This window comes from Pseudomonas sp. X10 (genome assembly GCF_054889225.1).
Genome location: NZ_CM142677.1, coordinates 1655534 through 1679114 on the forward strand (window position 1 = coordinate 1655534; position 23581 = coordinate 1679114).

A 23581-nucleotide genomic window follows, 5' to 3' on the forward strand; every position below is an offset into this window, starting at 1 on the left:
TTTTTGTTTTTCCGTGTCCAGGCGGTGCTGTTGCGGTGTTGGTTTGCTTAAGCCGTAATGCCTGTATTCAGGGCCGCTGCGCGCGCCATCGCGGGCAAGCCCGCTCCTACATGCCCGGATTTATGGTTTTGCAGGGGGATGGTAGAAGCGGCGGTCGGTGTCCCGACTTGCCCGCTAATAGGCCGGGGCAGGCTAATCAGAAGCTCACTGACGCCGACAACCGCGCTGTACGCGGCGCACCTTGGAACAGGTAGTTGTCGCCCAGGTAATCCCCCACATCCCGCCAGTAACGCTTGTCGAACACATTGTCGACGGTCAGTCGCAGTACCGTGTCATAGCCCGCGATGCGGGTGCTGTAGCGGCTGCCGAGGTCGAACACGGTGTAGCCGCCGGCTTCCACGGTGCCGGCCAGGTTGGCGTACTTGCTCGCGCTGTAGCGGGCACCGCCGAGCAGGGCCAGGCCGGGGATCGGCAGGCTGTAGTCGGCCTGCACGGCGGCACGCAGGTTCGGCACATTGAGCGCCTGATGCCCTTCATAGGCATCGGTGCCACTGTGCTGCACCCGGGCGCGGATGGCGGCGGCGCTGGCATGGACTTGCAACCGCGAGGTCAGCCAGCCACTGGCGCCCAGTTCCAGCCCGGTGTTCTTTTGCCGACCCTGCTGCACATAGGTGAAGCCGTTAGCACCGTCCGGGCGTGCGTACTGGTAGGCCTGGCGAATCTGGAACAGCGCCGCACTCAGGCTCAGGCCCTGCCAGTCACGCTTGATGCCCAACTCAAGCTGGCGCGACAGGGTCGGGGCGAGGATCTCGGCGGCGTTGCTGGCGAACCAGGGCGCTGTCCCGCCCGCAGACAGGCCTTTGCTGTAGCTGGCATAGAGGGTGGTGTCCGGCCGGGGCTTGTAGATCAGCGCGGCATTGGGCAGTAACTGGTAGCCACGGGTGTGGCGGCCGGCGTTGCGGTTTTCGTCCCAGGTTTTTTCGTCCAGGCGGACTTCGCGGGCGCCGACCACGGTCTGCCATTGCTCATTGAAGGTGATGAGGTCGTTGATGAACAGGCCGTACTGGCGGCTGTCCAGGCGACGGCTGCTGGAGCCGATAGCCCTGTCCGAGGGATCGAGCGCCGGTGCCTCCTCATTGATGTTGCCGCTGCCCAGCCACTCGTTGTAGTACGGGCGTTGGTCGAGGGTACGGCGCTGGGCGCTGGCACCCACGATCAGGTCATGGCCCAGCCCCAGCGCGTCGAAGCGGCCCTTGAGCGCAGCTTGCGCTTCATCGGTACGCCGGGTGTCGTCGGGGCTGCGATAGTCATAGATGTCATAGTCACCGTTGCTGCCGAAGTACGCCCCTTCGCTCGAGCCCCAGGCGAACGAACTGTAGTCATCGATCACCACCTTGCTGCGAGAGGCGCTGAGGATGCCGGTCCAGGCATCGCTGAAGCGGTACTCGAAGCGTCCGCCGAGGTTCAGCGAATCGATTCGTACCGGTTTCGCCCAGTGCTGGTAGGCCAAGCGGTCCTCGGGGTCGACCCCGTGGGGTAGGCTGTTGCCGCCGAGCAGTTGATAACCGGGTACCGAGCGCTGTTCGCGCTGCTGGTACTCGGCATCCAACTGCAAGGTGGCATCGGGATTGATCTGCCAGTCGAAGGCCAGGGAGGCGAAGTCGCGCTTGCCATCGGCATGCTCGACATAGGTGCGGATGTCTTCATGGGCCAGGTTGGCTCGCAGGCCGAACTGTCGTTCGCTGCCGAACCAACCACCCAGGTCGGTGGCGATGTAGCGCTCGCCCTGTTCATTGGTGGCCATGCTCAGGCTGCGTACCTCTTCGGGACGCTTGGTCACATAGTTGACCAAACCACCGGGCGCCGCCATGCCGCTTTGCAAGCCGGCCAGGCCCTTGAGCAGTTCCACTTGCTGCTTGTTTTCCAGCGCTACGTTCTGTTCGCCTGCGATGGTTTGGCCATTGACCTTGTAGCTGTTTGCCGCATCGAGCGCGAAGCCGCGCACATTGACGTTCTCGTAGTAGCCGATCGGCGCGTAGCTTTCGCCCACCGACGCATCGCTCTGCAGCACTTCGCTGAGCTTGCGCACCTGGCGGTCCTGCAGCAGCTGTTGGCTGAACACGCTGATAGAGGCTGGAGTGTCGAGCACGGGTGCTGCCTGGAATCCGCCCACGGACGCCTGGCGCACCTGATAGCCCTCATCACCGTAGGCCTCCGAGACTTGCAGCGGGTCCAGGACGATGCCTGTTTCGGCCAGGCTGTGGGTGGTGTGCAGGGCCAGGCTGAGGCTGAGCAGGCTCAGCGGCAGGCAAGGGCGGGGCAGGGTCATGCAAAAGCTCCTTGAGGGCCGGATGCGCCGTTATGGTTCGGCTGCTGTCGGCGGGGGCATATCAGGGTGTCGGGCAGGAAAGGGCCTGCCGGCCTTGCGCCGGTCAGGGGGGCGCCATGTTAACAGGCAGGAGTGCCCCGAGGCCCTTGTTTCAATGCTGTCGGGTGTGAAACGAACGAGCTGGGGGCAGGTTCAAGTGCCAGAGGTTGGGGAGCGGCGCCTGCGCCAGGTATTGTCGATCTTCGACCAGGTCTTGCCGTCGGTGATGGCCATCAGTTTGCGGCCATCCTTGAAGGTGGCCAGGAAGGTGACCTCTTCTTCCTTGCCGCCTAGCCAAAGCCCGGCTAGCAGTCCAACCGGCCCGGCCACCAGGGCGCCTGCCATGCCCCAGCCGAGGGCGCTGCCGAAGTTGCGGTTGGATTCGTGGCTGGCCAGCTTGAGGTCCTTGATGCGTGTCAGGGAGATACGTTCGCCCGGCGAGGGGCTGCGTGGGGTCTTGAGCGTGAGCGATCCATTGCGATACTCGCCTTCACCTTGCAAGAAATCGCCGGACTGCACCGTGAGTCTTGTCATTGTTTGGTCCTGTCAGGAAGGGCTGTTGACCAGACACTTAAATGAGCGCTGCCCGCCCAGGCAAGTCAACGAGCAGGCGACGGAGGGTAGGCACTAGATTGCCGCGTATTTCCCGGCAGGCTGGATGGAGCCCGTCCTTGCCCTAGGCAGGCGAGGACGGCCTCAGGCGGTCAGGACAGTTCGGCCTGTGCCGTGGTCAGGCGCTTGCGCTCGGCCAGCGCCCACACCAGCAGCGCCACGACGCCGATGGCCACTCCCGCGGCGACAATGCCCATCCAGCCATGGCGCTGGAACAGCTGGGTGCCGAGTAGCGAGCCCAGGGCGCCGCCCATGAAGTAGCAGGCGATGTATCCGGCATTGAGACGGGTGCGGGCCTCTGGCCGCAGGCTGATTACCGCGTTCTGGTTGCTGACGTGTACCAGTTGCACTGCCAGGTCGAGCAGCAGCACGCCCAGCAGCAACGCCGCCAGGGAGCTTTCGGCGAACCCCAGTGGCACCCAGGACAGCACCAGTACGGCCAGGCCCACGGTGGTGCCCAGCGCGCCCTTGCCGCGGTCGGCCAGGCGTCCGGCCCAGTTGGCCGAGAGTGCCCCGGCCGCGCCGGCCAGGCCGAACAGCCCGATCACTGCGTCAGAGTAGTGGTAGGGCTCGCGGGCCAGCAGGAACGCCAGTGGGGTCCAGAACAGGGCGAACAGGCTGAACGCCAGCAGGCCCAGCAGCGAGCGCAGGCGCAGCACCGGTTCTTCGATGAACAGGCGGAACACCGAACCGATCAGCGCCGGGTACTTGAGCCCGGCATGTTGGCGATGATCCGGCAGGCTGCGATACAGCGCGATAGCGCACAGGGCCATCAACGCAGCCGCCAGCAAGTAGATGCTGCGCCAGCCGCCCAACTCGGTCATGAAGCCGGCAGCAGTGCGAGCCAACAGGATGCCCAGCAGCAGTCCGCTCATCAGGGTGCCTACCGCTCGCCCGCGCTGCTCCGGCGCGCTGAGCGCCGCGGCCATGGGCACCAGGACCTGGGCCACCACCGAGAACAGGCCGGTCAGTGTCGTACCGAGGATCAGCCACGGCAGGCTGGGCGCGCAGGCGCTGATGAGCAGGCCGAGGGTGGCGATGGCGATCATGCTGACGATCAGCCGGCGTTGCTCGAACAGGTCACCCAGTGGCGCCAGCAGGAGCAGGCCGGCGCCATAGCTCAGTTGGGCTGCGATGACGATGCTGCCCGCGCTGGCGGTGCTCAGGCCGAAGTATTCGGCGATGCTGTGCAGCAAGGGCTGGGCGTAGTAGTTGCTGGCCACGGCCAGGCCGGTGGCGGTGGCCATCAGCAGGATCAGGGCGCGGCTCAGGGGCGGGGTTTGCATCGGGTGTCTCGTGTTGGCGGCGTTGGCTGTGCAGTATCGGTAATCGGCTCGGATCATGCCAATGCCCCGGTGGGCCGGGGCATTGGTTCAGGCGGCGAACCCGCCATCGATGGTCAGGCTGGCACCGGTGATATAGCCCGCTTCAGGCCCGGCCAGATAGGCGACGAAGCTGGCGATCTCGTCCACATGGCCGTAGCGGCCGATGGCCATCAAGCCGATCAGGCTCTCGGCGAATTCGCCATCGGCCGGATTCATGTCGGTGTCCACCGGGCCGGGTTGCACGTTGTTGATGGTGATGCCCAATGGGCCGAGGTCGCGGGCCAAGCCACGGGTCAGTCCGACTAGCGCCGACTTGCTCATGGCATAGGGGCCGCCGCCGGCGAAGGGCATGCGTTCGGCGTTGGTGCTGCCGATGTTGATGATGCGCCCGCCCTGGCCCATGTGCCGGGCTGCGGCCTGGCTGGCGACGAAGACGCTGCGCACATTGATGGCCAGGATGCGGTCGAAGTCCGCCAGGTCGAACTCGGTCACCGGGGCCACGGCCAACACGCCGGCATTGTTGACCAGGATGTCCAGACGACCGAAGGCCTTCACCGTGTCTTCCACCGCCTGCTGCACCGCGCGGGCGTCGGCGCTGTCGGCATGGATCGCCAGGGCCTGGCCGCCGGCACTCTGGACCTGCTCGACCAGTGCCTGGGCCGGGGCGGCTGAGCTGGCATAGGTAAAGGCCACACGGGCACCTTCGCTGGCCAGGCGCTTGACGATGGCGGCGCCGATGCCGCGTGAGCCACCTTGGACCAAGGCCACTTTGCCCTTGAGGTTATCTTGCGTCGACATGCTGTTCTCCCGAAAAGAGCGCAAGGCTGGATGCCTTGGATGTGTGCAGTATCGACCCACGATTACCCTCTGATAAGCTGGTAATCGAGATACTCAGTGTAAACCCAGGGTTTGTAATCGAGCATGGAAACCTTCAACAGCCTTGAGTGCTTCATCCGCAGCGCCGAAGTCGGCAGTTTTGCCGAGGCTGCTCGGCGGTTGAGCCTTACCCCGGCGGCAGTCGGCAAGAATGTCGCGCAGTTGGAGGTGCGCCTGGGTGTGCGCCTGTTCCTGCGCAGTACGCGTAAGCTGACCTTGACCGAGGCGGGCCAGCGTTTTCTCGGCGAAGTGAGCGACAGCTTCCGCACTATCCAGTATGCGGTGACTAACCTGGCCAGCGCCGAAGGCCAGCCGGCCGGGTTGCTCAGGGTCAGCATGGGTACGGTGTTCGGGCGCCTTTATGTGCTGCCATTGTTGGGTGAATTCCTGCGCCGGTTTCCGGCGATCATCCCGGACTGGCACTTCGACAATCGTCAGGTCGACCTGATCGGCCAGGGGTTCGATGCGGCCATTGGCGGTGGCTTCGAACTGCCGCCGGGGGTGGTGGCTCGCAGGCTGACCCCGGCGCACAGGGTGCTGGTGGCGGCGCCGGCCTATCTGGAGCGGCATGGGCCGGTCGACTCGCCGCAAGTGCTGGAGCGGCACGCTGGCATCCTGATCCGCTCGCCGCAGACCGGGCGTGTGCGTTCCTGGCCGTTGACCAGCCGGCAACAGGAACAGAGCCCGTTGAAGCTGCGCCAGGCCATGACGATGAGTGATTCGGACGCCGCCTGCGCCGTCGCCGAGCAAGGATTGGGCATCGCCCTGGTCAGCTTGCCGTTCGCCGTGCCCTACCTGGTGGCGGGGCGGTTGCAACGGGTACTGCCGGACTGGTACGTGGACGATGGCAACATCAGCCTGTACTACGCCGAGCATAAGCTGTTGCCGGGCAAGACCCGGGCGTTCATCGATTTCGTGATTGAGCAGTTCGCCGCGCGAGGGCTGGCGCGGCGGTTCGATGCGCTGGAGCCTGTGTGAGCGCTGTCCATCGTGGTGACGGCCTCTTCGCGGGCTTTGTTTGACTACGCCGGGCCTGTAGGGGCTCAGACTGCTTCGACCACCACGTGCACCTGCGTCACTCCCGCCAGCACCAGGCTCACCTCATCGTCCTCGACCTTGCCCAGCAACTGCTGGCCCAGGGGCGAGCGTGGGGTGATCACGGTGACTTGCTCTTCTGCTTCGCCGATCTTCAGTCCGGCGGCTTCAGGGCCGAGGAACAGCACACGGCATTGGCCTTCTTCATCTTCGAGGGTGACCAGGTTGCTGACCTGTATGCCTTGCGCCGGGTCATATTCGCGCAGCACCAGTTGCTGGTAGGCCAGCAGAGCCTGGCGGATTTCCCCTGCGCGGCGGGCCTGGCCGGTGGCCAGGTAAGAGGCTTCCAGGCTGAGGGTGTCGTACTTGTTCTCGGCGATGTTCTCTTCGGCGGTGGCGGTTTCGTAGGCGGTCTGGGCGGCACGGCGGAGTGTGTCGAGGTCGTGCTCCAGGGTGGCGAGGATACGGTGCAGCAGGTCGGCCTTGTTCATGGTCAGTAGCAGAACTCGAGGACGTTGGCTTGGCTCTTGTCGGTCGGCGCGGTGCGGTTCTGTTGCAACCAGAACTGGCACTTGGGGTTGTTCAGATTGCCCGGGTTGGCCTGGGCTGCCGCTGCCGCCTGCTGAATTTCCTGCTGCTGCAGGATGTCCTTGTAGCGCTCGAACATCGCGGCCTGGGCATCGTCTGCTGGGGCTGGAGCGCTGGCGGGAGGGACGATGGCCTGGACCACCGGCTGCACCTGCCCGGGCCACAGGCGCAAGGCGAGCCACAGGCTCAGGGCGATGGCCACGGCGCCCAGCCACAGGCCGAGCGCTACGCAGCCGATCAGTGGCAGGGGCTTGAGGGTGATCTTCAGTTCGCGTTGACGGGGCATGGTGGGCCTCTTGGCAGGGCAGGGGGCGATTGTCGCATGACCGGTGAAGTTTTTTCGGCACCGGCGCTTTCGCCGGCGAGAATTTATCCGCAGAATCGGCGGTTTTTCCGCCCGGTGCGAGGAGTCGGCATGAAAACCACCTGGGATATCTTCTGCTCGGTTGTCGATAACTATGGCGATATCGGTGTGACCTGGCGCCTGGCCCGGCAGTTGGCGGCCGAGCACGACCTGGCCGTACGCCTGTGGGTGGATGACCTCAAGGCCTTTGTGCGCCTGTGCCCACAGGCCGATTCCGGGGCAGGGCAGCAGTGGCAGCAGGGTGTCGAGGTGCGTCTGTGGGCCGCGCCCTGGCAGGCCGTTGAGCCGGCGGACGTGGTGATCGGAGCGTTCGCATGCCAGCTGCCACAAGGTTACATAGAAGCCATGCGCGCGCATCCCGCGCCGCCACTGTGGCTGAACCTCGAGTACCTCAGCGCCGAGGACTGGGTGGACGGTTGCCACGGTTTGCCGTCGCCCCAGGCCAACGGGCTACGCAAGGTGTTCTTCTTTCCTGGGTTCACCGAGAAAACCGGTGGCCTGTTGCGCGAAGCTTCACTGTTGAGCCGGCGCCAGGCGTTCGAACAGGACGGGGCCACGCGCCAGGCGTTCCTGCAGGGCCTGGGTGTGCAGCCACAAGCGGGTGCGCGGCTGATCTCACTGTTCGCCTACGAGAACCCACAACTGGGCAACTGGCTGGATGCCTTGGCTGCCGACAACCGGCCCAGCCATATGCTGGTTCCGGAGGGGCGCGTCCTCGGTGATGTCTGCGCCTGGCTCGGTGAGCCCGTCCTGACCGTCGGCGACCTGCGCCAGCGTGGCGCGTTGACCCTGCAGATCCTGCCGTTCGTCAGCCAGGACGACTATGACCGGCTGCTCTGGTGCTGTGATTTCAATGCGGTGCGCGGTGAAGACTCTTTCGTCCGCGCCCAATGGGCGGCACGGCCGATGCTTTGGCACATCTACGTGCAGGAGGAAAATGCCCATTGGGAAAAACTCGAGGCTTTTCTGGGGCATTATCGACAAGGCTTGTCGGACGCTGCCGGGACGGCGTTGGTCGGGTTGTGGCGCGCCTGGAACATGGACCGCGACATGGGCCAGGCCTGGCGGGAGGCTCTGGTGCACTGGGATGAACTGCAGCAGCACGCGCGCCAGTGGTGCGAATTCCAGGCCGCTCGGCCGGACCTTGCTGCGGCGCTGGTACAGTTTTACCGAAATTCGCTATGATACGCGGCCTTGATTTTTATAAATCCATCCAGATTCGGATACTTCGTAATGAAAACTGGTAAAGAACTCAAACCCGGTACCGTGCTGCGGATCGACAACGACCCGTGGCTGGTTCAGAAAGCTGAATTCACCAAATCGGGCCGTAACAGCGCGATCATGAAGACCAAGCTGAAGAACCTGCTGACCGGCTACAAGACCGAAACCGTCTACGGTGCGGACGACAAGCTGGATGACGTGATCCTGGATCGCAAAGAAGCGACCCTGTCGTTCATCAGCGGTGACTCTTACACCTTCATGGACACCACCGACTACACCATGTACGAACTGAACGCCGAAGACATCGAGGCCGTTCTGCCGTACATCGAAGAAGGCATGGAAGACGTCTGCGAAGCCGTGTTCTTCGAAGAGCGCCTGGTATCGGTAGAGCTGCCGACCACCATCAGCCGCCAGGTTGTCTACACCGAGAACGCCGCCCGTGGCGACACCTCGGGCAAGGTCATGAAACCTGCCAAGCTGAAGAACGGCACCGAGATCCAGGTTGCCGACTTCATCCAGATCGACGAGTGGATCGATATCGACACCCGCGACAACAGCTTCAAGGGCCGTTCCAAGAAGTAATCTTCCTGGCGCCCACGAAAAACCCGGCCTTGGCCGGGTTTTTTTGTGTCTGTGAAACAGGTGCCTGCGGGCTGGATCCTTACACTGTTACATGCAACCGCACATCCACATTGCCGCGGGTGGCGTTGGAGTACGGGCAGACTTGGTGAGCCGCTTCAACCAGCTTCTGGGCATCGGCCTGCTCCAGGCCAGGCAGGTTGATGTTCAGGTCGATATCCAGGCCGAACCCACCAGGGATCTGGCCGATACCGACACGGGCGGTGATCGACGAATCGGCTGGCAGTTGTTTCTTCTGCTGGCCGGCAACGAACTTCAGGGCGCCGATAAAGCAGGCCGAGTAGCCGGCGGCGAACATCTGCTCAGGGTTGGTGCCTTCTCCACCTGCGCCGCCCAACTCCTTGGGGGTGCTCAGCTTGACTTCGAGCTTGCCGTCGCTGGAACGGGAGGCGCCGTCGCGGCCGCCGGTGGAGGTTGCTTCTGCGATGTACAGCGGAGTGACCTTTTGCATCTTGAGCCTCGTTTGTGTGCTGCGCCGTGGCGCTGGGTAGGTACGGGATTTAAATTAGCGCACAATTATTTTGTGCACAAGATAAATTTTCGACCTCCCTTACGAGCGGTCATCCACAGCATAGACCTCAGAGGCTCTTTTGCAGGCTCGCGCGCAATTCCAGCAGCTCGGCCTGCAGCTTTTGCAGGCGTTCCAGGCTTTGTCCGCTGGCGGCCAGGATGCACTGCGGCACACGCTTGGCCTGTGCCTGCAGGGCGCGGCCCTGATCGGTCAGTTGCACTAGCACCACGCGTTCGTCCTCCCGGCTGCGGGTGCGCTTGAGCAGGCCTTCGCTTTCCAGGCGCTTGAGCAGCGGAGTGAGCGAACCCGGGTCGGTGAGCAGGCGCTGGCTGATCTCGCCCACGGTCAGGCCGTCCTGCTCCCAAAGCACGAGCATGGCCAGGTATTGCGGGTAGGTCAGCCCGAGTGCTTGCAGCAGGGGCTTATAGACCTTGGTCATCAGCAGCGAGGTGGAGTGCAGGGCGAAACAGACCTGATTGTCCAGCAGCAGCTCGTCGCAGGGGGCTTGGATGTCAGCGTTCATGCAGGTCCTTGAATTCGAATGTCAGATGAAATTTAGCACGCAAACCATTTGCGTGCTCATTGCCAGCGCAGTTCACTGCGCAGGGCCAGGTCCCAAGGTGGCACCGGGCTGAAACGGCTCTTGAGAAATTCGAGCAGCAAGCGGCTGCGAGAGTTCGTTTCATGTTCCAGGCGCAGGGCATAGATGCCGCTGGTTTCGGGTTGCGGCAGTCCATCGTCGCAGAACAGCGGCAGCAGTTCGCCGCGCAGCAGGTAGTCGCTGATCAGCCACGTCGGCAGGTGGGCGATGCCCAGGCCGGCCAGGGCCCCGAACAGCAGAGTTTCGGCATTGTTGGCAGTCATGCGCATGCGTGCCGGGCGGTACAGGCGTACCTGGCCCGCCACCGCGAAGCGCCAGGCAAAGGGGGGCGCCAGGCCATCCCAGTCCAGGCCGTCATGCTCCGGCAGTTCGCTGGGGCAGGCGGGCAAGCCACGCCGGGCCAGGTATGCAGGGCTGGCACAGGCGATGCGCACCATGTACGCCAAGGGTGTGGCCACCAGCCGCGTGTCGGCCAAGGGGCCGGCGCGCAGCACCAGGTCGACCTCTCCCAAGTGGCTGCCATGCATGTCGACGAAGCTGTCGATCAGGCGCAGTTGCACATCCAGGCCGGGGTAAGCGACCAGGAAATCGGCGATAGCTGGGGCCAGGTGGCGGCGGCCGAACGCCGCCGGGGCGTCGATACGGATCAGGCCCTCCGGCGCGCTGCTCAGGGACACGGCTTCGGCCCGGGCCAGGCGCAGTTCCTCGACGATACGCCGGGCCCGCTCGGCAAAGGCATTGCCTGCTGGAGTAGGGCGCACCGCATGGGTGCTGCGCACGAACAGGCGGCTGCCCACGGCATTCTCCAGATTGTCGATGCGCCGGGCCACCGCCGATGGCGTCAGTGGGTAGCGCCGGGCTGCGGCGGAGAAACTGCCTGTTTCCAGTACATCGAGAAACAGGCGCAGTTGTTCAGTCAGGGTGTCGGGGCTCATCGGATCAATCTGCCTTTGCGGAATACGCATAGCCATTGTGCGTTGCTGTGCGTTTCCCCGCCAGCCCTCACTGGGTAGCATGCATTCATTGAGCAAGCGGATGAGGCGCTGATGATCGAGTGGTTGATGTATATCGGGTTGGGCGCTGCGTTGGGCACGGTGGGTGGTTTGTTCGGCATCGGTGGTGGCTTGATCGCCATTCCAGCCTTGGGGGTGCTGTTCGGCCTGGACCAACAACTGGCCCAGGGCACGGCACTGGTGATGGTGGTGCCGAACGTGTTGCTGGCGTTGTGGCGCTATCACCAGCGTAACCGCATCGAATTGCGCCATGCTGTGCCCCTGGCGCTGTGCAGTTTCATCTTCGCCTGGTTCGGCTCGATCTGGGCGGTCGGCCTCGATGCCCAGGCGATGCGCCTGGGCTTTGTGGCGTTCCTGGTGGCGTTAGCCGTCTGGAACCTGGCACGGATGTTCATGCGCACGGTAAAGCCAAGCAATGAACTGCGTTACCCCTGGCCGTGGCTTGGCGTGCTTGGTAGTTTCGCTGGCGCCATGGGAGGGCTGTTCGGGGTCGGGGGCGCAGTGGTAGCCACGCCGGTGCTGACCAGTGTCTTCGGCACCACCCAGGTGGTGGCCCAGGGCCTGTCCCTGGCCCTGGCCGCGCCGAGCACCACGGTCACCCTGTTGACCTATGGTTGGCACCACACCGTCGATTGGCACATGGGCATTCCCCTGGCCGTGGGTGGCCTGCTGAGCATCAGTTGGGGCGTGAAATTGGCCCATGCCCTGCCGGAAAAGGTCCTGCGTTCGCTGTTCTGCGGTTTCCTCGTCATCTGTGCCGTCATGCTTGCATTCAAGATCTGATGCTGCGGTTTATCGGCGGTGATGCAGGCCTTCGTCCATGGCAAGTGCATCGCTAGCCTCCTAGCCAAAACCTTCGATGATGTAGTCGGCCATGCTGTCGGTGATCGGCGAGTGGCTTTGCGGGTTGCGCAGCAGCATGACATTGGCCAGCGGTAGCTGCGGCAAGCCTTCGTTCTCACCGAGGATGCGCAGGTTGTCACTGACCAGGCTCTGCAACTGGGCGGTGACGGCAAGGCCTGCGCTGACAATGGCAAAGATCGCTGCCAGGCTGGGGGCGGTGTAGGCGATGCGGTAGTCCATCTCGATGGCCTCCAGGGCATTGCAGGTCCAGGCGCGGCAGAAACAGTCGGTATTGAACATCGCCAGCGGCATCGGCCGCTGCTCGTGCGGGCAGAAGCCCTGCGCCGCTGCCCATACCAGGCGCTCTTGACGCAGCAACTGGCCGACCTCGGAGCCCGGTTCCCGGGTGACGATGGTCAGGTCCAGATCTTGGCGCAGCATTAGCTGCTTGGAGGGCTCGCAATGCAGCTCCACCTGGATCAGTGGGTAGGCCTGGGCAAAGCTCGACAGGATGCCCGGCAGAAAGCGCATGGCATAGTCGTCCGGCGTACCGATGCGTACCACGCCAACCATGTGCGGCATGCGCAAGGTGTTGAACACCTCGCCTTGCAACTTGAGGATACGCCGGGCATAGCCGAGCAGCACCTGGCCTTCGGCGGTCAGGCGCACCTGGCGACCGTCGCGCTCGAACAGCTGGCGCTGCAGGATGTCTTCCTCCAGGCGCTTCATCTGCATGCTCACGGCTGACTGGGTGCGGTTGACTATCTCGCCAGCGCGGGTGAAGCCGCCTTGCTCGGCAATGGCGACGAAGGTGCGCAGTACGTCTGAATCGAGGCTCTGGTACTGGGACATTGCATCAATCTCCTAGATGCAAGGCATAAGAAACATTCGTTGGATTGATCTTAATCCCGGCGCGACACTGACGCCATCCTTCATGGAGGGCATCAAGATGAAAGGTCATAACAGCAGCATCCTGCATTTCAAACCTCATCGGCATGGCGTTTCCCTGAGTGGCTTTGCCCTGGCGATGGTCCGACGCCTGGCGCGTTGGCAGCAGTTGTATCGTCAGCGTCAGGAGCTCGCCAGCCTCAGTGAGGAGACGCTCCGCGACCTGGGGCTGACCCGGGCGGATGTTCTCCAGGAAGTGGAGCGGCCGTTCTGGGATGATCCGTTTCGCAAGTGAGCACTGTCCTGATTGGCTGGCGCTGTAGCCGTACAAGACAGTTGTTTCTCCAGTCGCCTGAGGCAGGGTGGTGGCAGGGGACTGCTAAGGTAGAAAGGCATTATCGAAGGAGCCCTGCATGTCTTTCAGCCTTTCCCTCGCCCAGGCCCGGCGCCTGGCCCTGTCCGCCCAGGGCTTTGGCGCTGCCTCGGCCAATCCGTCGGCGCCCGGTGCTCTCAAGCGCATGCTGATGCGCCTGGGTGTGCTGCAGATCGACTCGGTCAACGCGCTGGTGCGCTCCCATTACCTGCCATTGTTCTCCCGCCTGGGCGACTATTCGCCTGCCGCCCTCGACCAACTGGCCTGGGGGCGTGGGCGTCAGCGCCAACTCTTCGAGTACTGGGGCCATGAGGCCTCGCTGTTGCCTTTGAGCCTTTATCCCTTGCTGCGTTGGCGCATGGCTCACGCCGCACAGGGGCGAGGCATCTACCGGCAGTTGGCGCAGTTCGGCCGCGAACAGCAGGCGACCATCGCCCGCGTTCTGGGCGCCGTGCGCGAGCAGGGCGCATTGGGCGCGGGCAGCCTGTCGACCCGCCAGGAGCGCGCCGGACCCTGGTGGGACTGGAGCGCCGAAAAGCATGCACTGGAATGGCTGTTCGCCGCAGGGGAGGTGACGGTGGCCGGGCGGCGGGGCTTCGAGCGTTTGTATGATTTGCCGGAGCGGGTGTTGCCGGCCGCTTTGCTCGCCCAGCCTGAACCCTCTGAGACTGAGGCCCAGCAAGGCCTGGTGCTGCACGCCGCCACGGCCCTGGGTGTGGCCACCGAGCAAGACCTGCGTGACTACTTCCGCCTTACCCCGTTGCAAAGTCGGGCAGCGCTGGCCGAATTGCTCGCCGATGGCCGCCTGCAACCTTGCACGGTGCAAGGTTGGAAGCAGCCCGCCTATTGCCCCGGCAAGCCGCGTGTGCCCCGGCGCGTCGAGGCCAGTGCCCTGCTGTCGCCTTTCGATTCGTTGATCTGGGACCGGGGGCGCACCGAGCGGCTGTTCGGCTTCCGCTACCGCCTGGAGATCTACACGCCGGCGCACAAGCGGGTGTATGGCTACTATGTGCTGCCATTCCTGCACGGCGAACGGATCGCTGCGCGCCTGGACCTGCGCGCCGAACGGGCCAACGATCAGTTGGCGGTGCATGCCGTGCATGAGGAGCAACCAGGGCTGGACGAAGCCGGGATGCAGGCCCTGGCCCACAACCTGTTGCGCTTGGCGGGGTGGCTGGGCCTGGCGCGGGTGCAGTTGAACTGCCCGCGAGAAACCAGCGCCCGGCTACGTCAGGCGCTGTTGCGCGAGTCGCTCAGCGTCGAACCTGCTTGAGGGTCTCGGCGATCAGGAAGGCCAGCTCCAGCGACTGGTCGGCGTTCATCCGTGGGTCGCAATGGGTGTGGTAGCGGTCTGAGAGGGCGTCTTCGGTGATCGGCCGGGCGCCGCCGATGCACTCGGTGACGTTCTGTCCGGTCATCTCGATGTGGATGCCGCCCGCGTAGCTGCCCTCGGCCTGGTGTACCTGGAAGAACTGCTTGACCTCGCTGAGGATCTGCGCGAAGTCGCGGGTCTTGTAGCCGCTGCTGGCCTTGATGGTGTTGCCGTGCATCGGGTCCGAGCTCCACAGCACCTGGCGGCCCTCGCGCTCGACGGTGCGGATCAGCCCCGGCAGGTGATCGCCGACCTTGCCGGCGCCCATGCGCACGATCAGGTTGAGGCGGCCCGGGTCGTTGTCGGGGTTGAGCCGGTCAATCAGGCGGATCAGTTCTTCGGGGTCCATGCTTGGGCCGACCTTGACCCCGATCGGGTTGTGCACGCCACGCAGGAACTCGACATGGGCGCCGTCGAGCTGGCGGGTTCGGTCGCCGATCCACAGCATATGCGCCGAGCAATCGTAGTAGTCACCGGTCAGACTGTCGCGACGGACAAAGGCTTCCTCATAGTTGAGCAGCAGCGCTTCGTGGGCGGTGAAAAAACTGGTCTCGCGCAACTGCGGTGCGGTGTCCAGGCCGCAGGCGCGCATGAAGGCCAGGGTCTCGTCGATACGGTCGGCCAACTGGTGGTACTTCTCGGCCAGAGCGGAGTTGGCGATGAAGTCCAGGTTCCATTTGTGCACCTGGTGCAGGTCGGCGAAGCCGCCTTGGGCGAAGGCGCGCAGCAGGTTGAGGCTGGCGGTGGCCTGGTGGTAGGCCTGCAGCAGGCGTTCTGGGTCGGGCACGCGGCTTGTTTCATCGAAGCCGATGCCGTTGACGATGTCGCCGCGGTAGGCGGGCAGGGTGACGCCGTTGATCGTCTCATCGCCCGAGGAGCGCGGCTTGGCGAACTGCCCAGCCATGCGCCCTACCTTGACCACCGGGCAGCCGGCGGCGAAGGTCATGACGATCGCCATCTGCAGCAGCACCTTGAAGGTGTCGCGGATCTTCGCCGCGGAAAACTCGGCGAAGCTCTCGGCGCAATCGCCCCCCTGCAGGAGGAAGGCCCGGCCCTGGGTGACCTCGGCGAACTGGCGACGCAGTTCGCGGGCTTCGCCGGCGAATACCAGCGGGGGGTAGCCGGCCAGGGCCTGCTCGACCTTGAGCAGGTGTGCGGCGTCAGGGTAGGTCGGTTGCTGCTGGATCGGCAGGGCGCGCCAGCTGTCAGGACTCCAGGGTTGGTTCATCACAGGCTCGGTCATTATTGGATGATAGGCATGCCTGTCATGGTATCAGCTGCCGGTGCGCTTGTTGCACTGGCGGCATTGGCGGACAATAGGCGCTTTGCTTGAGCGGCTGGGTGCCGGGAGAACGCATGGCAGGGGATCGGGAAGAGCGGCTTCTGGCGCAGGTGCAGGATGCGTTTGGCACCATCAGCGTGCTGGAGGTCGAGGACTATCGCTTCCTCGAGTTCGGCGAGGCGATCGAGCAGAGCTGCGTGTTCACTGCCGACCCCAGCTGGCTGGAGTATGACTACACCCGTGCCATGCTGATCGGCGCGCTGTGCCACGCGCAGCCGGAGAGCTCGCTGTTCCTGGGCCTGGGCGCCGGTACCCTGACTCAGGCGTGCATGAAGTTCCTGCCACTGGAAGACGTCGAGGTCATCGAGCTGCGCCCGGACGTGCCACGCCTGGCCATGGAGTATTTGGGCCTGGACGACGACCCGCGCCTGTACATCCGTGTTGGCGACGCCCTGGAGCTGCTGTCCAGCGCCGAAACCGCTGACCTGATCTTCGTCGACCTCTATACCGACCATGGCCCGGGCGTCGGGCACCTGGCCTGGGGGTTTCTGGAGAACTGCCAGAAGCACCTCAACCCGGGCGGCTGGCTGGTTATCAACCAATGGGCCGGCGATGACGGCAAGCCGCTCGGTGCTGCCTTGCTGCGTGGGCTCTATCACCGTCATTACTGGGAGTTGCCGGTCAAGGAGGGCAACGTGATCCTGATCGTCCCTGCCGACCTCGAGCAGACGCTGGACCATCAGGGGCTGCGCGCCCGTGCTGCGGCCTTGGCGCCGCGCCTGGGGTACTCTCTGCAACTGTTGATCGAACTGATTCGCCCGGCGACCTGAGAAATCCAGAGAACGTCAAACCTGCCCTGATCGGTCTGACATACCTTGACTAAAGGCTTTTCGGCCGCTTCGCGACACAAGACCGCTCTACACCAGGGCGCCCGTACTGTCCTGAATAAATCGTTTCAGCCGGCTATCGGCAATGGCTTGGCACTGGCTTTCGTTTGCGAAAAAAATCTTACGTCTGGCTCGAATTCAGGTATAGTACGCGCCGGTCTTTTAGCGGACCTTCAATTTAGGTGGTGCAAATCCTCCGAACTCAGCTTCGGCTGCGTGTCCGCTAGGCGGACCTCCCCAAGATGTTCCTTTTTCAATCGTTTTCGCAAATCCCCGCCGCCAAAGCTGCCTGGGTGACCCTCGGGTCTTTCAAGGCATGTGCAGCTTTGGAGCATGGGTCTTTGCGGATGCACTTAGAGGCAGACCCATGACCCAGGAAACCGGCGGATTCGCCGCTCTCGATCTTCATCCAAGTATTGTTGCTGCAGTATTGGCCACCGGCTACGAAGAGCCATCTGCCATCCAGCAACAGTCGATCCCGATCATCCTCGCCGGTCACGACATGATCGGCCAGGCGCAGACTGGCACCGGCAAGACCGCTGCCTTCGCACTGCCGATCCTCAACCGTATCGACACGAGCAAGCGCGAACCGCAAGCCCTGATCCTGGCGCCAACCCGTGAGTTGGCGCTGCAAGTAGCCACCGCCTTCGAAACCTACGCCAAGCAGATGCCGGGCGTGAACGTGGTGGCCGTGTACGGTGGTGCCCCGATGGGCCCACAACTCAAAGCCATTCGCAACGGCGCGCAGATCGTCGTCGCTACCCCGGGCCGTCTGTGCGACCACCTGCGTCGCGACGAGAAGGTCCTGTCCACCGTCAAGCACCTGGTGCTCGACGAAGCTGACGAAATGCTCAAGCTGGGCTTCATGGACGACCTGGAAGTGATCTTCAAGGCCCTCCCCGAGACCCGCCAGACCGTGCTGTTCTCGGCCACCCTGCCGGCCTCGATCCGTGCCATCGCCGAGCGCCACCTGCGTGAGCCGAAGCACGTCAAGATCCAGAGCAAGACCCAGACCGTCACCGCCATCGACCAGGCCCACCTGATGGTCCACGCCGACCAGAAGATCCCGGCCGTGCTGCGTCTGCTGGAAGTGGAAGAGTTCGACGCGCTGATCGCCTTCGTGCGTACCAAGCAAGCCACCCTGGACCTGGCCAGCGCCCTTGAAGCCAAAGGCTACAAGGCTGCCGCGCTGAACGGCGACATCGCCCAGAACCAGCGTGAGCGCGTGATCGACTCGCTCAAGGACGGTCGCCTGGACATCGTCGTCGCCACCGACGTCGCTGCCCGTGGCCTGGACGTGCCGCGTATCACCCACGTGTTCAACGTCGACATGCCGTACGACCCTGAGTCCTACGTGCACCGTATCGGCCGTACCGGCCGTGCCGGTCGCGAAGGCCGTGCGCTGTTGCTGGTCACCCCGCGTGAGCGCCGCATGCTGCAGGTAATCGAGCGTGTGACCGGGCAGAAGGTTGCCGAAGCACGCCTGCCGAATGCCCAGGCTGTGCTGGATGCCCGCATCAAGAAGCTCACCTCGAGCCTGGCGCCGCTGGTGGCCGAGTCGGAAGCCAGCCATGGCGACCTGCTGGATCGCCTGACCGCCGACCTGGGCTGCAGCCCGCGTGCCCTGGCTTCCGCCCTGCTGCGCAAGGCCACCAATGGCCAGGCGCTGAACCTGGAAGCCGTGGAGCGCGAGCAGCCGCTGGTGCCGACCTACACCCCGCGCGAGCGCAGCGGTGAACGCAGCGAGCGTGGTGAGCGTGAACGTCGTGCGCCGATGCCGCTGGGTGAAGGCCGTGCCCGTTGCCGCACCGCCTTGGGTGCCCGTGACGGTATCGCTGCCAAGAACCTGCTGGGCGCGATCCTCAACGAAGGCGGCTTGGCTCGCGAGGCCATCGGCCGTATCCAAGTTCGTGACAGCTTCAGTCTGATCGAGCTGCCGGAAGAAGGCCTGGAACGCCTGCTGTCCAAGCTCAAGGATACCCGCGTGGCCGGTAAGCAGCTCAAGCTGCGCCGTTACCGCGAGGACTGATCCGCGAGCAACGAAAAATCCCCGACTGGTTCGGTAATGCTGTTCACTTAAGACTTCTGTCGTATGGTTTGGGGCCGCTGCGCGCCCCATCGCGAAACAAGGCCGCTCCCACAAGAGGCTTGCCGATACGTAAACGCGTGGCTTGCAAGCCCTCTGTGGGAGCGGCCTTGTTTCGCGATGGGCTGCATAGCAGCCCCACCTGTAGGCACTCCAGCTTAAGTGAACAGCATTGCGACTGGTTCGGGGATTTTTTTTGCCTGGGCCATGGGTATCGGCTGGAGGCGATCCGCTGTAACCGGCCCATCGCCAGTTGGTGCTGGCGAAGCCTTGCCAGAGGCGTCAGTCGAAGCGGTAGATATCCATCCCCAATGCTCCGAGGGTAAAGCCCTGGTGCACGATCCCGAATTGCTCGCCCGCCCCGAGGGCAAAGAACAACGGTAACAGGTGCTCGTCACTGGGGTGGTTGCGCACGGCGAAGGGCGCTTGCTGACGGTAATCGAGTAGGGCCGTCAGGTCGCCTGCGGCCAGTTTGTCCACTACCCAATCGCGGAATGCCAGGGCCCAGGGTTCGATGGCATCCGGGCCAGCATGCCAATCCAACTCGCCGAGGTTGTGGGTGATACTGCCGGAGCCAACCAGAAGAACATCTTTCTCGCGCAACCCGGCCAGGGCCTGCCCGACCCGGACTTGCAAGGCTGGACCGAGCCGGCTGGGCAGTGACAGTTGGATTACCGGTATGTCGGCCTGTGGATACATCAGCGACAGCGGTACCCAGGCACCATGGTCGAACGGTCGTTGTGGATCGAGCTGGGATGGCAGGCCTGCGGCGTTCAGCAGCTCGCTGACACGCGCTGCCAGCGCCGGGTCGCCTGGGGCAGGGTACTGCACAGCGTACAGGGCGGCAGGAAAGCCGTAGAAGTCATGCAAGGTCTCGGGATGCGGATGGCTGCTCACCATCAGATCGCTGCTCTCCCAGTGGGCGGAAACCAACACGATTGCCTTGGGTCGAGGCAAGACCGCTGCCAGCGTGGCCAAGGCAGGCCCGCTGGCTTCTGGCCGCAAGGCCAGCATGGGGGAACCGTGGGAAATGAACAGGCTGGGCAGCATGGAGTAGTCCTGGAGATTAAGATGGCTCTATTTTCGGCTAGGTGCCGTATTCTGATCCAATACAAGTTTTACGGCCTTTCAATCGAATTATCGGGAGCAATCCATGGAACCGGAGTTCTGGCACAAGCGCTGGGCGGATAACCAGATCGGCTTTCACCAACCCCAGGTGAACGCATACCTGCAAAATCATTGGCCTTCGTTGGGCCTGGCGCCGGGCAGCCGGGTGCTGGTGCCGCTATGCGGCAAGAGCCTGGACATGATCTGGTTGGCGGCCCAGGGGTACCGAGTGCTGGGGGTGGAACTCTCGGAGCGGGCGGTGCTGGACTTCTTCCATGAGCAGGGCCTGGAAGCCGAGGTGTTCGAGCACGATGCTTTCACGGTCTGGCGCAGCGGCGAGGTCGAGTTGTGGTGCGGTGATTTTTTCGCGCTTCAGGCCGGTGATGTCGCTGACTGCGCCGCGCTCTATGACCGCGCGGCCCTGATCGCCTTGCCGCCGGCCATGCGTGAGCGTTATGTGGGGCACCTGGCGCAGGTATTGCCGGCCAGTTGTGACCTGCTGCTGGTGACTCTGGACTACGACCAGGCAAGGTTGGATGGACCACCCTTTGCCGTGTCGGATGGCGAGGTGATGCGGCTGTTCGCTGACTGGCGGGTAGGGCAGGTGGAGGCTTGCGATATCCTCCAGGACAGCCCTAAGTTTCTCCAGGTCGGAGTGCCTAGCCTGTTCGAGCGGGTATATCGGATACAGCGTTGAGGACGGAACAACGAGCACAAAAAGGCGACTTCGGTCTAATACTGTTCGCTTAAGACATCTGTCGTATGGTTTGGGGCCGCTGCGCGCCCATCGCGACACAAGGCCGCTCCCACAAGAGGCTTGCCGATACGTAAACGCGTGGCTTGCAAGCTCTCTGTGGGAGCGGCCTTGTGAGGGCGGGACAACGAGCACAAAAAAGGCGACTTCGGTCTAATGCTGTTCACTTAAGACATCTGTCGTATGGTTTGGGGCCGCTGCGCGCCCCATCGTGACACAAGGCCGCTCCCACAAGAGGCTTGCCGATACGTAAACGCGTGGCTTGCAAGCCCTCTGTGGGAGCGGCCTTGTGTCGCGATGGGCTGCGTAGCAGCCCCATCTGAAGGCACTCCAGTTTAAGTGAACAGCATCAGACCGTTTTGTGCCTGTGGATCAGCCGCGTTGGCGCAGGGCCTCGATGCGGTCTTCCAGTGGCGGGTGGCTCATCAGCAGGCCGGCCAGGCCGTGCTTCAGGCCGCCGTTGATGCCGAAGGCCTTCAGGGTATCCGGCATGTGCACGGGCAGGCCCTGCTCCGAGCGCAAGCGCTGTAGGGCGCCGATCATCGCGCCGGTGCCTGCCAACTGTGCGCCGACTTCGTCTGCGCGATATTCGCGGCGACGCGAGAACCACATGACGATAATGCTGGCAAGGATGCCCAGGACCAGCTCGGCGACGATGGTCGCGACAAAGAAGGCGATGCCCCGGCCTTCCTCGTTCTTGAAGATCACCTTGTCGACGAAGTTGCCGATGATACGGGCGAAGAACATCACGAAGGTGTTCACCACGCCCTGGACCAGCGCCAGGGTGACCATGTCGCCGTTGGCCACGTGACCGATCTCGTGGGCCAGTACGGCGCGCACCTCATCGGGTGAGAAGCGCTCCAGCAGGCCCTGGCTGACGGCGACGAGGGCGTCGTTGCGGTTCCAGCCGGTGGCGAAGGCGTTGGCCTCGTAGGCGGGGAAGATCCCCACCTCGGGCATCTTGATGCCGGCCTCGCGGGACAGCTCCTCGACGGTCTGCAGCAGCCACTGTTCGTGGCGGGTGCGGGGCTGGGTGATGACTTGGGTCCCGGTGCTCATCTTCGCCATCCACTTGGAGATGAACAGCGAGATCAGGGAACCGGCGAAACCGAACACAGCGCAGAAGACCAGCAGCTGGCTGAGGTCGAGGTCAACCCCGTTGGCTGCCATGAACCCGTTGAAGCCAAACAGGCTCAGGGTAATGCTGGCAATCAGCACAACCGCGAGGTTGGTGGCCACAAACAGTAAGATGCGCATCATGGTTGTTACGTTCTCCTGACGGATGAAAATGTCGCGTACTGCGGGGTATATAAGGGGGGCGCCCCGGTGATTCAACCGGGCGACTATTTCAAACTGTGTACCGCGGAGTATGACAGACGAAAGGCGCTGGGCCGTGAGGTAGAGCGTTGCAGGATGTAAGAAAGATACAAGCCAGGCCTGCGATGCAGTCCATCGCAGGCTTCGCCTATTCCCACAGGGGCCCAGCATGCCTTGATTCTTGCGGCCGGTGCAGGCCCTGCGTCGGCCTTGAGAGCCGAGGCCTGCGATGACGGCATGAATGCAGTCCCGGGCCTCGGTACTCAGCTGTTTTTACTGTTGATAGGTTTGTAGGAAGTTGCCTATACGCCCAATCGCCTGCTCCAGGTCGTCGACCCGTGGCAGGGTCACCACGCGGAAGTGGTCCGGCCATGGCCAGTTGAAGGCGGTGCCCTGGACGATCAGCAGTTTTTCGGACAGCAGCAGGTCGAGTACGAACTTTTCGTCGTTGAGGATCGGGCAGACTTTCGGGTCGATCCGTGGGAATGCGTACAGCGCACCCATCGGCTTGACGCAACTGACACCCGGGATGGTGTTGAGCAGCTCCCAGGTGCGGTTGCGCTGTTCCAGCAGGCGGCCCGGTGGCAGCACCAGGTCGTTGATGCTCTGGTAGCCGCCGAGAGCGGTCTGGATCGCGTGCTGGGCCGGCACGTTGGCGCACAGGCGCATGTTGGCCAGCATGTCGATGCCTTCGATATAGCTCTGGGCGTGCTGCTTGGGCCCGGAGATGATCAGCCAGCCGGAGCGGAAGCCCGCCACCCGGTACGACTTGGACAGGCCGTTGAAGGTCAGGCAGAGCAGGTCCGGGGCCAGCGAGGCGGTGCTGATGTGCACGGCTTCGTCGTAGAGGATCTTGTCGTAGATCTCGTCGGAGAACACTACCAGGTTGTGCTGGCGCGCCAGTTCCAGCATGCCCAGCAGCAGCTCGCGCGAGTACACGGCGCCGGTCGGGTTGTTCGGGTTGATGATCACCAGGGCCTTGGTGTTTGGGGTGATCTTGGCCTTGATGTCCTCAAGGTCAGGGAACCAGTCGGCCTCCTCGTCGCACAGGTAATGCACCGGCTTGCCGCCGGACAGGCTCACCGCAGCGGTCCACAGCGGGTAGTCCGGCGCCGGGATCAGCACTTCGTCACCGTTGTTGAGCAGGGCCTGCATGGACATCACGATCAGCTCGGAGACGCCGTTGCCCAGGTAGATGTCCTCGATGCTCACGCCTTCGATCTGCTTCTGCTGGCAGTACTGCATCACTGCCTTGCGCGCGCTGAACAGGCCCTTGGAGTCGCTGTAGCCCTGGGCGGTCGGCAGGTTGCGGATCACGTCCTGGAGAATCTCGTCCGGCGCCTCGAAGCCAAAGGGCGCCGGGTTGCCGATGTTCAGCTTGAGGATGCGGTGGCCTTCCTCTTCCAGGCGCTTGGCGTGCTTGAGCACTGGGCCGCGAATGTCGTAGCAGACATTGGCAAGCTTGTTCGATTTGCTGAACTGCATGATGTGATCCCGATTGGAAATGTCGCCGCGCATG

22 protein-coding genes and 1 pseudogene are annotated in these 23581 nt (G+C 63.6%); 9 read left to right on the forward strand and 14 right to left on the reverse strand.

The features are described from left to right. Positions 1–196: 196 nt before the first annotated feature. From ACYU03_RS07655 to ACYU03_RS07670, 4 genes are all read right to left on the reverse strand, one after another. Positions 197–2329, reverse strand: coding sequence for a TonB-dependent siderophore receptor (locus ACYU03_RS07655; protein WP_461889439.1), 2133 nt, complete (start codon positions 2327–2329; stop codon positions 197–199). Positions 2330–2521: 192 nt separating this feature from the next. Further along, on the reverse strand, positions 2522–2902 hold the full coding sequence (locus ACYU03_RS07660; protein WP_461889441.1) for a hypothetical protein: 381 nt from the start codon (positions 2900–2902) through the stop codon (positions 2522–2524). Positions 2903–3072: 170 nt separating this feature from the next. After that, positions 3073–4266 (reverse strand): MFS transporter, encoded by a 1194-nt coding sequence (locus ACYU03_RS07665; RefSeq protein WP_461889443.1) that lies wholly within the window; start codon positions 4264–4266, stop codon positions 3073–3075. 87 nt (positions 4267–4353) lie between these two features. Continuing rightward, positions 4354–5103 carry a 3-oxoacyl-ACP reductase family protein gene (locus ACYU03_RS07670; protein WP_461889445.1) on the reverse strand — a complete coding sequence of 250 codons (750 nt, stop codon included), beginning with the start codon at positions 5101–5103 and terminating at the stop codon, positions 4354–4356. Between the two features lie 123 nt (positions 5104–5226). On the opposite strand from ACYU03_RS07670, the gene ACYU03_RS07675 reads away from it, so the two are divergent. Then, a complete protein-coding gene (locus ACYU03_RS07675) occupies positions 5227–6159 on the forward strand; it encodes a LysR family transcriptional regulator (RefSeq protein WP_461889447.1) in 933 nt (310 codons plus the stop codon). A gap of 65 nt (positions 6160–6224) precedes the next feature. On the opposite strand, the gene ACYU03_RS07680 is transcribed toward ACYU03_RS07675, so the two are convergent. Both ACYU03_RS07680 and ACYU03_RS07685 read right to left on the reverse strand, forming a co-directional pair. Next, positions 6225–6707, reverse strand: coding sequence for a GreA/GreB family elongation factor (locus tag ACYU03_RS07680; RefSeq protein WP_461889449.1), 483 nt, complete (start codon positions 6705–6707; stop codon positions 6225–6227). 2 nt (positions 6708–6709) lie between these two features. Then, the gene (locus ACYU03_RS07685) at positions 6710–7090 is read right to left on the reverse strand and encodes a hypothetical protein (RefSeq protein WP_461889451.1); all 381 of its coding nucleotides are present in this window, start codon (positions 7088–7090) and stop codon (positions 6710–6712) included. A gap of 129 nt (positions 7091–7219) precedes the next feature. Between ACYU03_RS07685 and earP the strand changes: the two genes are divergently transcribed. Together earP and efp are read left to right on the forward strand one after the other, a co-directional pair. Then, the gene (gene earP, locus ACYU03_RS07690) at positions 7220–8353 is read left to right on the forward strand and encodes an elongation factor P maturation arginine rhamnosyltransferase EarP (protein ID WP_461889453.1); all 1134 of its coding nucleotides are present in this window, start codon (positions 7220–7222) and stop codon (positions 8351–8353) included. Between the two features lie 48 nt (positions 8354–8401). Next, complete coding sequence (gene efp / locus ACYU03_RS07695; protein ID WP_461889455.1) at positions 8402–8971, forward strand: elongation factor P; 570 nt, start codon at positions 8402–8404, stop codon at positions 8969–8971. A gap of 79 nt (positions 8972–9050) precedes the next feature. Here the strand turns inward: efp and ACYU03_RS07700 are convergent, their stop codons facing one another. From ACYU03_RS07700 to ACYU03_RS07710, 3 genes are all read right to left on the reverse strand, one after another. After that, entirely contained in the window at positions 9051–9479 is a 429-nt protein-coding gene (locus ACYU03_RS07700) for an organic hydroperoxide resistance protein (RefSeq protein WP_461889456.1), read from the reverse strand. A gap of 127 nt (positions 9480–9606) precedes the next feature. After that, positions 9607–10062 carry a MarR family winged helix-turn-helix transcriptional regulator gene (locus ACYU03_RS07705; protein ID WP_461889458.1) on the reverse strand — a complete coding sequence of 152 codons (456 nt, stop codon included), beginning with the start codon at positions 10060–10062 and terminating at the stop codon, positions 9607–9609. A 56-nt stretch (positions 10063–10118) separates the two neighbouring features. After that, the gene (locus ACYU03_RS07710; protein ID WP_461889459.1) at positions 10119–11075 is read right to left on the reverse strand and encodes a LysR family transcriptional regulator; all 957 of its coding nucleotides are present in this window, start codon (positions 11073–11075) and stop codon (positions 10119–10121) included. Positions 11076–11186: 111 nt separating this feature from the next. On the opposite strand from ACYU03_RS07710, the gene ACYU03_RS07715 reads away from it, so the two are divergent. After that, entirely contained in the window at positions 11187–11936 is a 750-nt protein-coding gene (locus tag ACYU03_RS07715) for a sulfite exporter TauE/SafE family protein (RefSeq protein ID WP_461889461.1), read from the forward strand. Positions 11937–11996: 60 nt separating this feature from the next. Here ACYU03_RS07715 and ACYU03_RS07720 read toward each other — a convergent pair whose 3' ends face one another. Then, positions 11997–12848 (reverse strand): LysR substrate-binding domain-containing protein, encoded by an 852-nt coding sequence (locus ACYU03_RS07720; RefSeq protein WP_461889463.1) that lies wholly within the window; start codon positions 12846–12848, stop codon positions 11997–11999. A gap of 97 nt (positions 12849–12945) precedes the next feature. Between ACYU03_RS07720 and ACYU03_RS07725 the strand changes: the two genes are divergently transcribed. Next, a complete protein-coding gene (locus ACYU03_RS07725) occupies positions 12946–13179 on the forward strand; it encodes a DUF1127 domain-containing protein (RefSeq protein ID WP_461889465.1) in 234 nt (77 codons plus the stop codon). Between the two features lie 118 nt (positions 13180–13297). Then, on the forward strand, positions 13298–14530 hold the full coding sequence (locus ACYU03_RS07730) for a winged helix-turn-helix domain-containing protein (RefSeq protein ID WP_461889466.1): 1233 nt from the start codon (positions 13298–13300) through the stop codon (positions 14528–14530). Here ACYU03_RS07730 and ACYU03_RS07735 read toward each other — a convergent pair. Beyond that, positions 14511–15857, reverse strand: coding sequence for a class II 3-deoxy-7-phosphoheptulonate synthase (locus ACYU03_RS07735; protein ID WP_461889468.1), 1347 nt, complete (start codon positions 15855–15857; stop codon positions 14511–14513). The two genes, ACYU03_RS07730 and ACYU03_RS07735, sit on opposite strands and share 20 nt — an antisense overlap. 128 nt (positions 15858–15985) lie before the next feature. On the opposite strand from ACYU03_RS07735, the gene ACYU03_RS07740 reads away from it, so the two are divergent. Then, positions 15986–16741, forward strand: coding sequence for a spermidine synthase (locus tag ACYU03_RS07740; RefSeq protein WP_461889470.1), 756 nt, complete (start codon positions 15986–15988; stop codon positions 16739–16741). Positions 16742–17131: 390 nt separating this feature from the next. After that, a pseudogene (locus tag ACYU03_RS07745) lies at positions 17132–18827 on the forward strand (DEAD/DEAH box helicase). Between the two features lie 339 nt (positions 18828–19166). On the opposite strand, the gene ACYU03_RS07750 reads toward ACYU03_RS07745, so the two are convergent. Then, positions 19167–19934: a DODA-type extradiol aromatic ring-opening family dioxygenase gene (locus ACYU03_RS07750; protein ID WP_461889472.1), complete on the reverse strand. Its 768-nt coding sequence runs from the start codon at positions 19932–19934 to the stop codon at positions 19167–19169. Positions 19935–20037: 103 nt separating this feature from the next. Here ACYU03_RS07750 and ACYU03_RS07755 point away from each other — a divergent pair, with 103 nt between their 5' ends. Continuing rightward, positions 20038–20688: a thiopurine S-methyltransferase gene (locus ACYU03_RS07755; RefSeq protein ID WP_461889474.1), complete on the forward strand. Its 651-nt coding sequence runs from the start codon at positions 20038–20040 to the stop codon at positions 20686–20688. Positions 20689–21117: 429 nt separating this feature from the next. On the opposite strand, the gene htpX is transcribed toward ACYU03_RS07755, so the two are convergent. Beyond that, positions 21118–22005 carry a protease HtpX gene (gene htpX, locus ACYU03_RS07760; RefSeq protein ID WP_461889475.1) on the reverse strand — a complete coding sequence of 296 codons (888 nt, stop codon included), beginning with the start codon at positions 22003–22005 and terminating at the stop codon, positions 21118–21120. Positions 22006–22335: 330 nt separating this feature from the next. After that, entirely contained in the window at positions 22336–23547 is a 1212-nt protein-coding gene (locus tag ACYU03_RS07765) for a pyridoxal phosphate-dependent aminotransferase (RefSeq protein ID WP_461889477.1), read from the reverse strand. Positions 23548–23581 lie beyond the last annotated feature (34 nt).

Coding starts and splice junctions, on each gene's coding strand:
- ACYU03_RS07655 (WP_461889439.1), bottom strand. CDS start 2,329: ATGACCCTGCCCCGCCCTTGCCTGCCGCTGAGCCTGCTCAGCCTCAGC.
- ACYU03_RS07660 (WP_461889441.1), bottom strand. CDS start 2,902: ATGACAAGACTCACGGTGCAGTCCGGCGATTTCTTGCAAGGTGAAGGC.
- ACYU03_RS07665 (WP_461889443.1), bottom strand. CDS start 4,266: ATGCAAACCCCGCCCCTGAGCCGCGCCCTGATCCTGCTGATGGCCACC.
- ACYU03_RS07670 (WP_461889445.1), bottom strand. CDS start 5,103: ATGTCGACGCAAGATAACCTCAAGGGCAAAGTGGCCTTGGTCCAAGGT.
- ACYU03_RS07675 (WP_461889447.1), top strand. CDS start 5,227: ATGGAAACCTTCAACAGCCTTGAGTGCTTCATCCGCAGCGCCGAAGTC.
- ACYU03_RS07680 (WP_461889449.1), bottom strand. CDS start 6,707: ATGAACAAGGCCGACCTGCTGCACCGTATCCTCGCCACCCTGGAGCAC.
- ACYU03_RS07685 (WP_461889451.1), bottom strand. CDS start 7,090: ATGCCCCGTCAACGCGAACTGAAGATCACCCTCAAGCCCCTGCCACTG.
- earP (WP_461889453.1), top strand. CDS start 7,220: ATGAAAACCACCTGGGATATCTTCTGCTCGGTTGTCGATAACTATGGC.
- efp (WP_461889455.1), top strand. CDS start 8,402: ATGAAAACTGGTAAAGAACTCAAACCCGGTACCGTGCTGCGGATCGAC.
- ACYU03_RS07700 (WP_461889456.1), bottom strand. CDS start 9,479: ATGCAAAAGGTCACTCCGCTGTACATCGCAGAAGCAACCTCCACCGGC.
- ACYU03_RS07705 (WP_461889458.1), bottom strand. CDS start 10,062: ATGAACGCTGACATCCAAGCCCCCTGCGACGAGCTGCTGCTGGACAAT.
- ACYU03_RS07710 (WP_461889459.1), bottom strand. CDS start 11,075: ATGAGCCCCGACACCCTGACTGAACAACTGCGCCTGTTTCTCGATGTA.
- ACYU03_RS07715 (WP_461889461.1), top strand. CDS start 11,187: ATGATCGAGTGGTTGATGTATATCGGGTTGGGCGCTGCGTTGGGCACG.
- ACYU03_RS07720 (WP_461889463.1), bottom strand. CDS start 12,848: ATGTCCCAGTACCAGAGCCTCGATTCAGACGTACTGCGCACCTTCGTC.
- ACYU03_RS07725 (WP_461889465.1), top strand. CDS start 12,946: ATGAAAGGTCATAACAGCAGCATCCTGCATTTCAAACCTCATCGGCAT.
- ACYU03_RS07730 (WP_461889466.1), top strand. CDS start 13,298: ATGTCTTTCAGCCTTTCCCTCGCCCAGGCCCGGCGCCTGGCCCTGTCC.
- ACYU03_RS07735 (WP_461889468.1), bottom strand. CDS start 15,857: ATGAACCAACCCTGGAGTCCTGACAGCTGGCGCGCCCTGCCGATCCAG.
- ACYU03_RS07740 (WP_461889470.1), top strand. CDS start 15,986: ATGGCAGGGGATCGGGAAGAGCGGCTTCTGGCGCAGGTGCAGGATGCG.
- ACYU03_RS07750 (WP_461889472.1), bottom strand. CDS start 19,934: ATGCTGCCCAGCCTGTTCATTTCCCACGGTTCCCCCATGCTGGCCTTG.
- ACYU03_RS07755 (WP_461889474.1), top strand. CDS start 20,038: ATGGAACCGGAGTTCTGGCACAAGCGCTGGGCGGATAACCAGATCGGC.
- htpX (WP_461889475.1), bottom strand. CDS start 22,005: ATGATGCGCATCTTACTGTTTGTGGCCACCAACCTCGCGGTTGTGCTG.
- ACYU03_RS07765 (WP_461889477.1), bottom strand. CDS start 23,547: ATGCAGTTCAGCAAATCGAACAAGCTTGCCAATGTCTGCTACGACATT.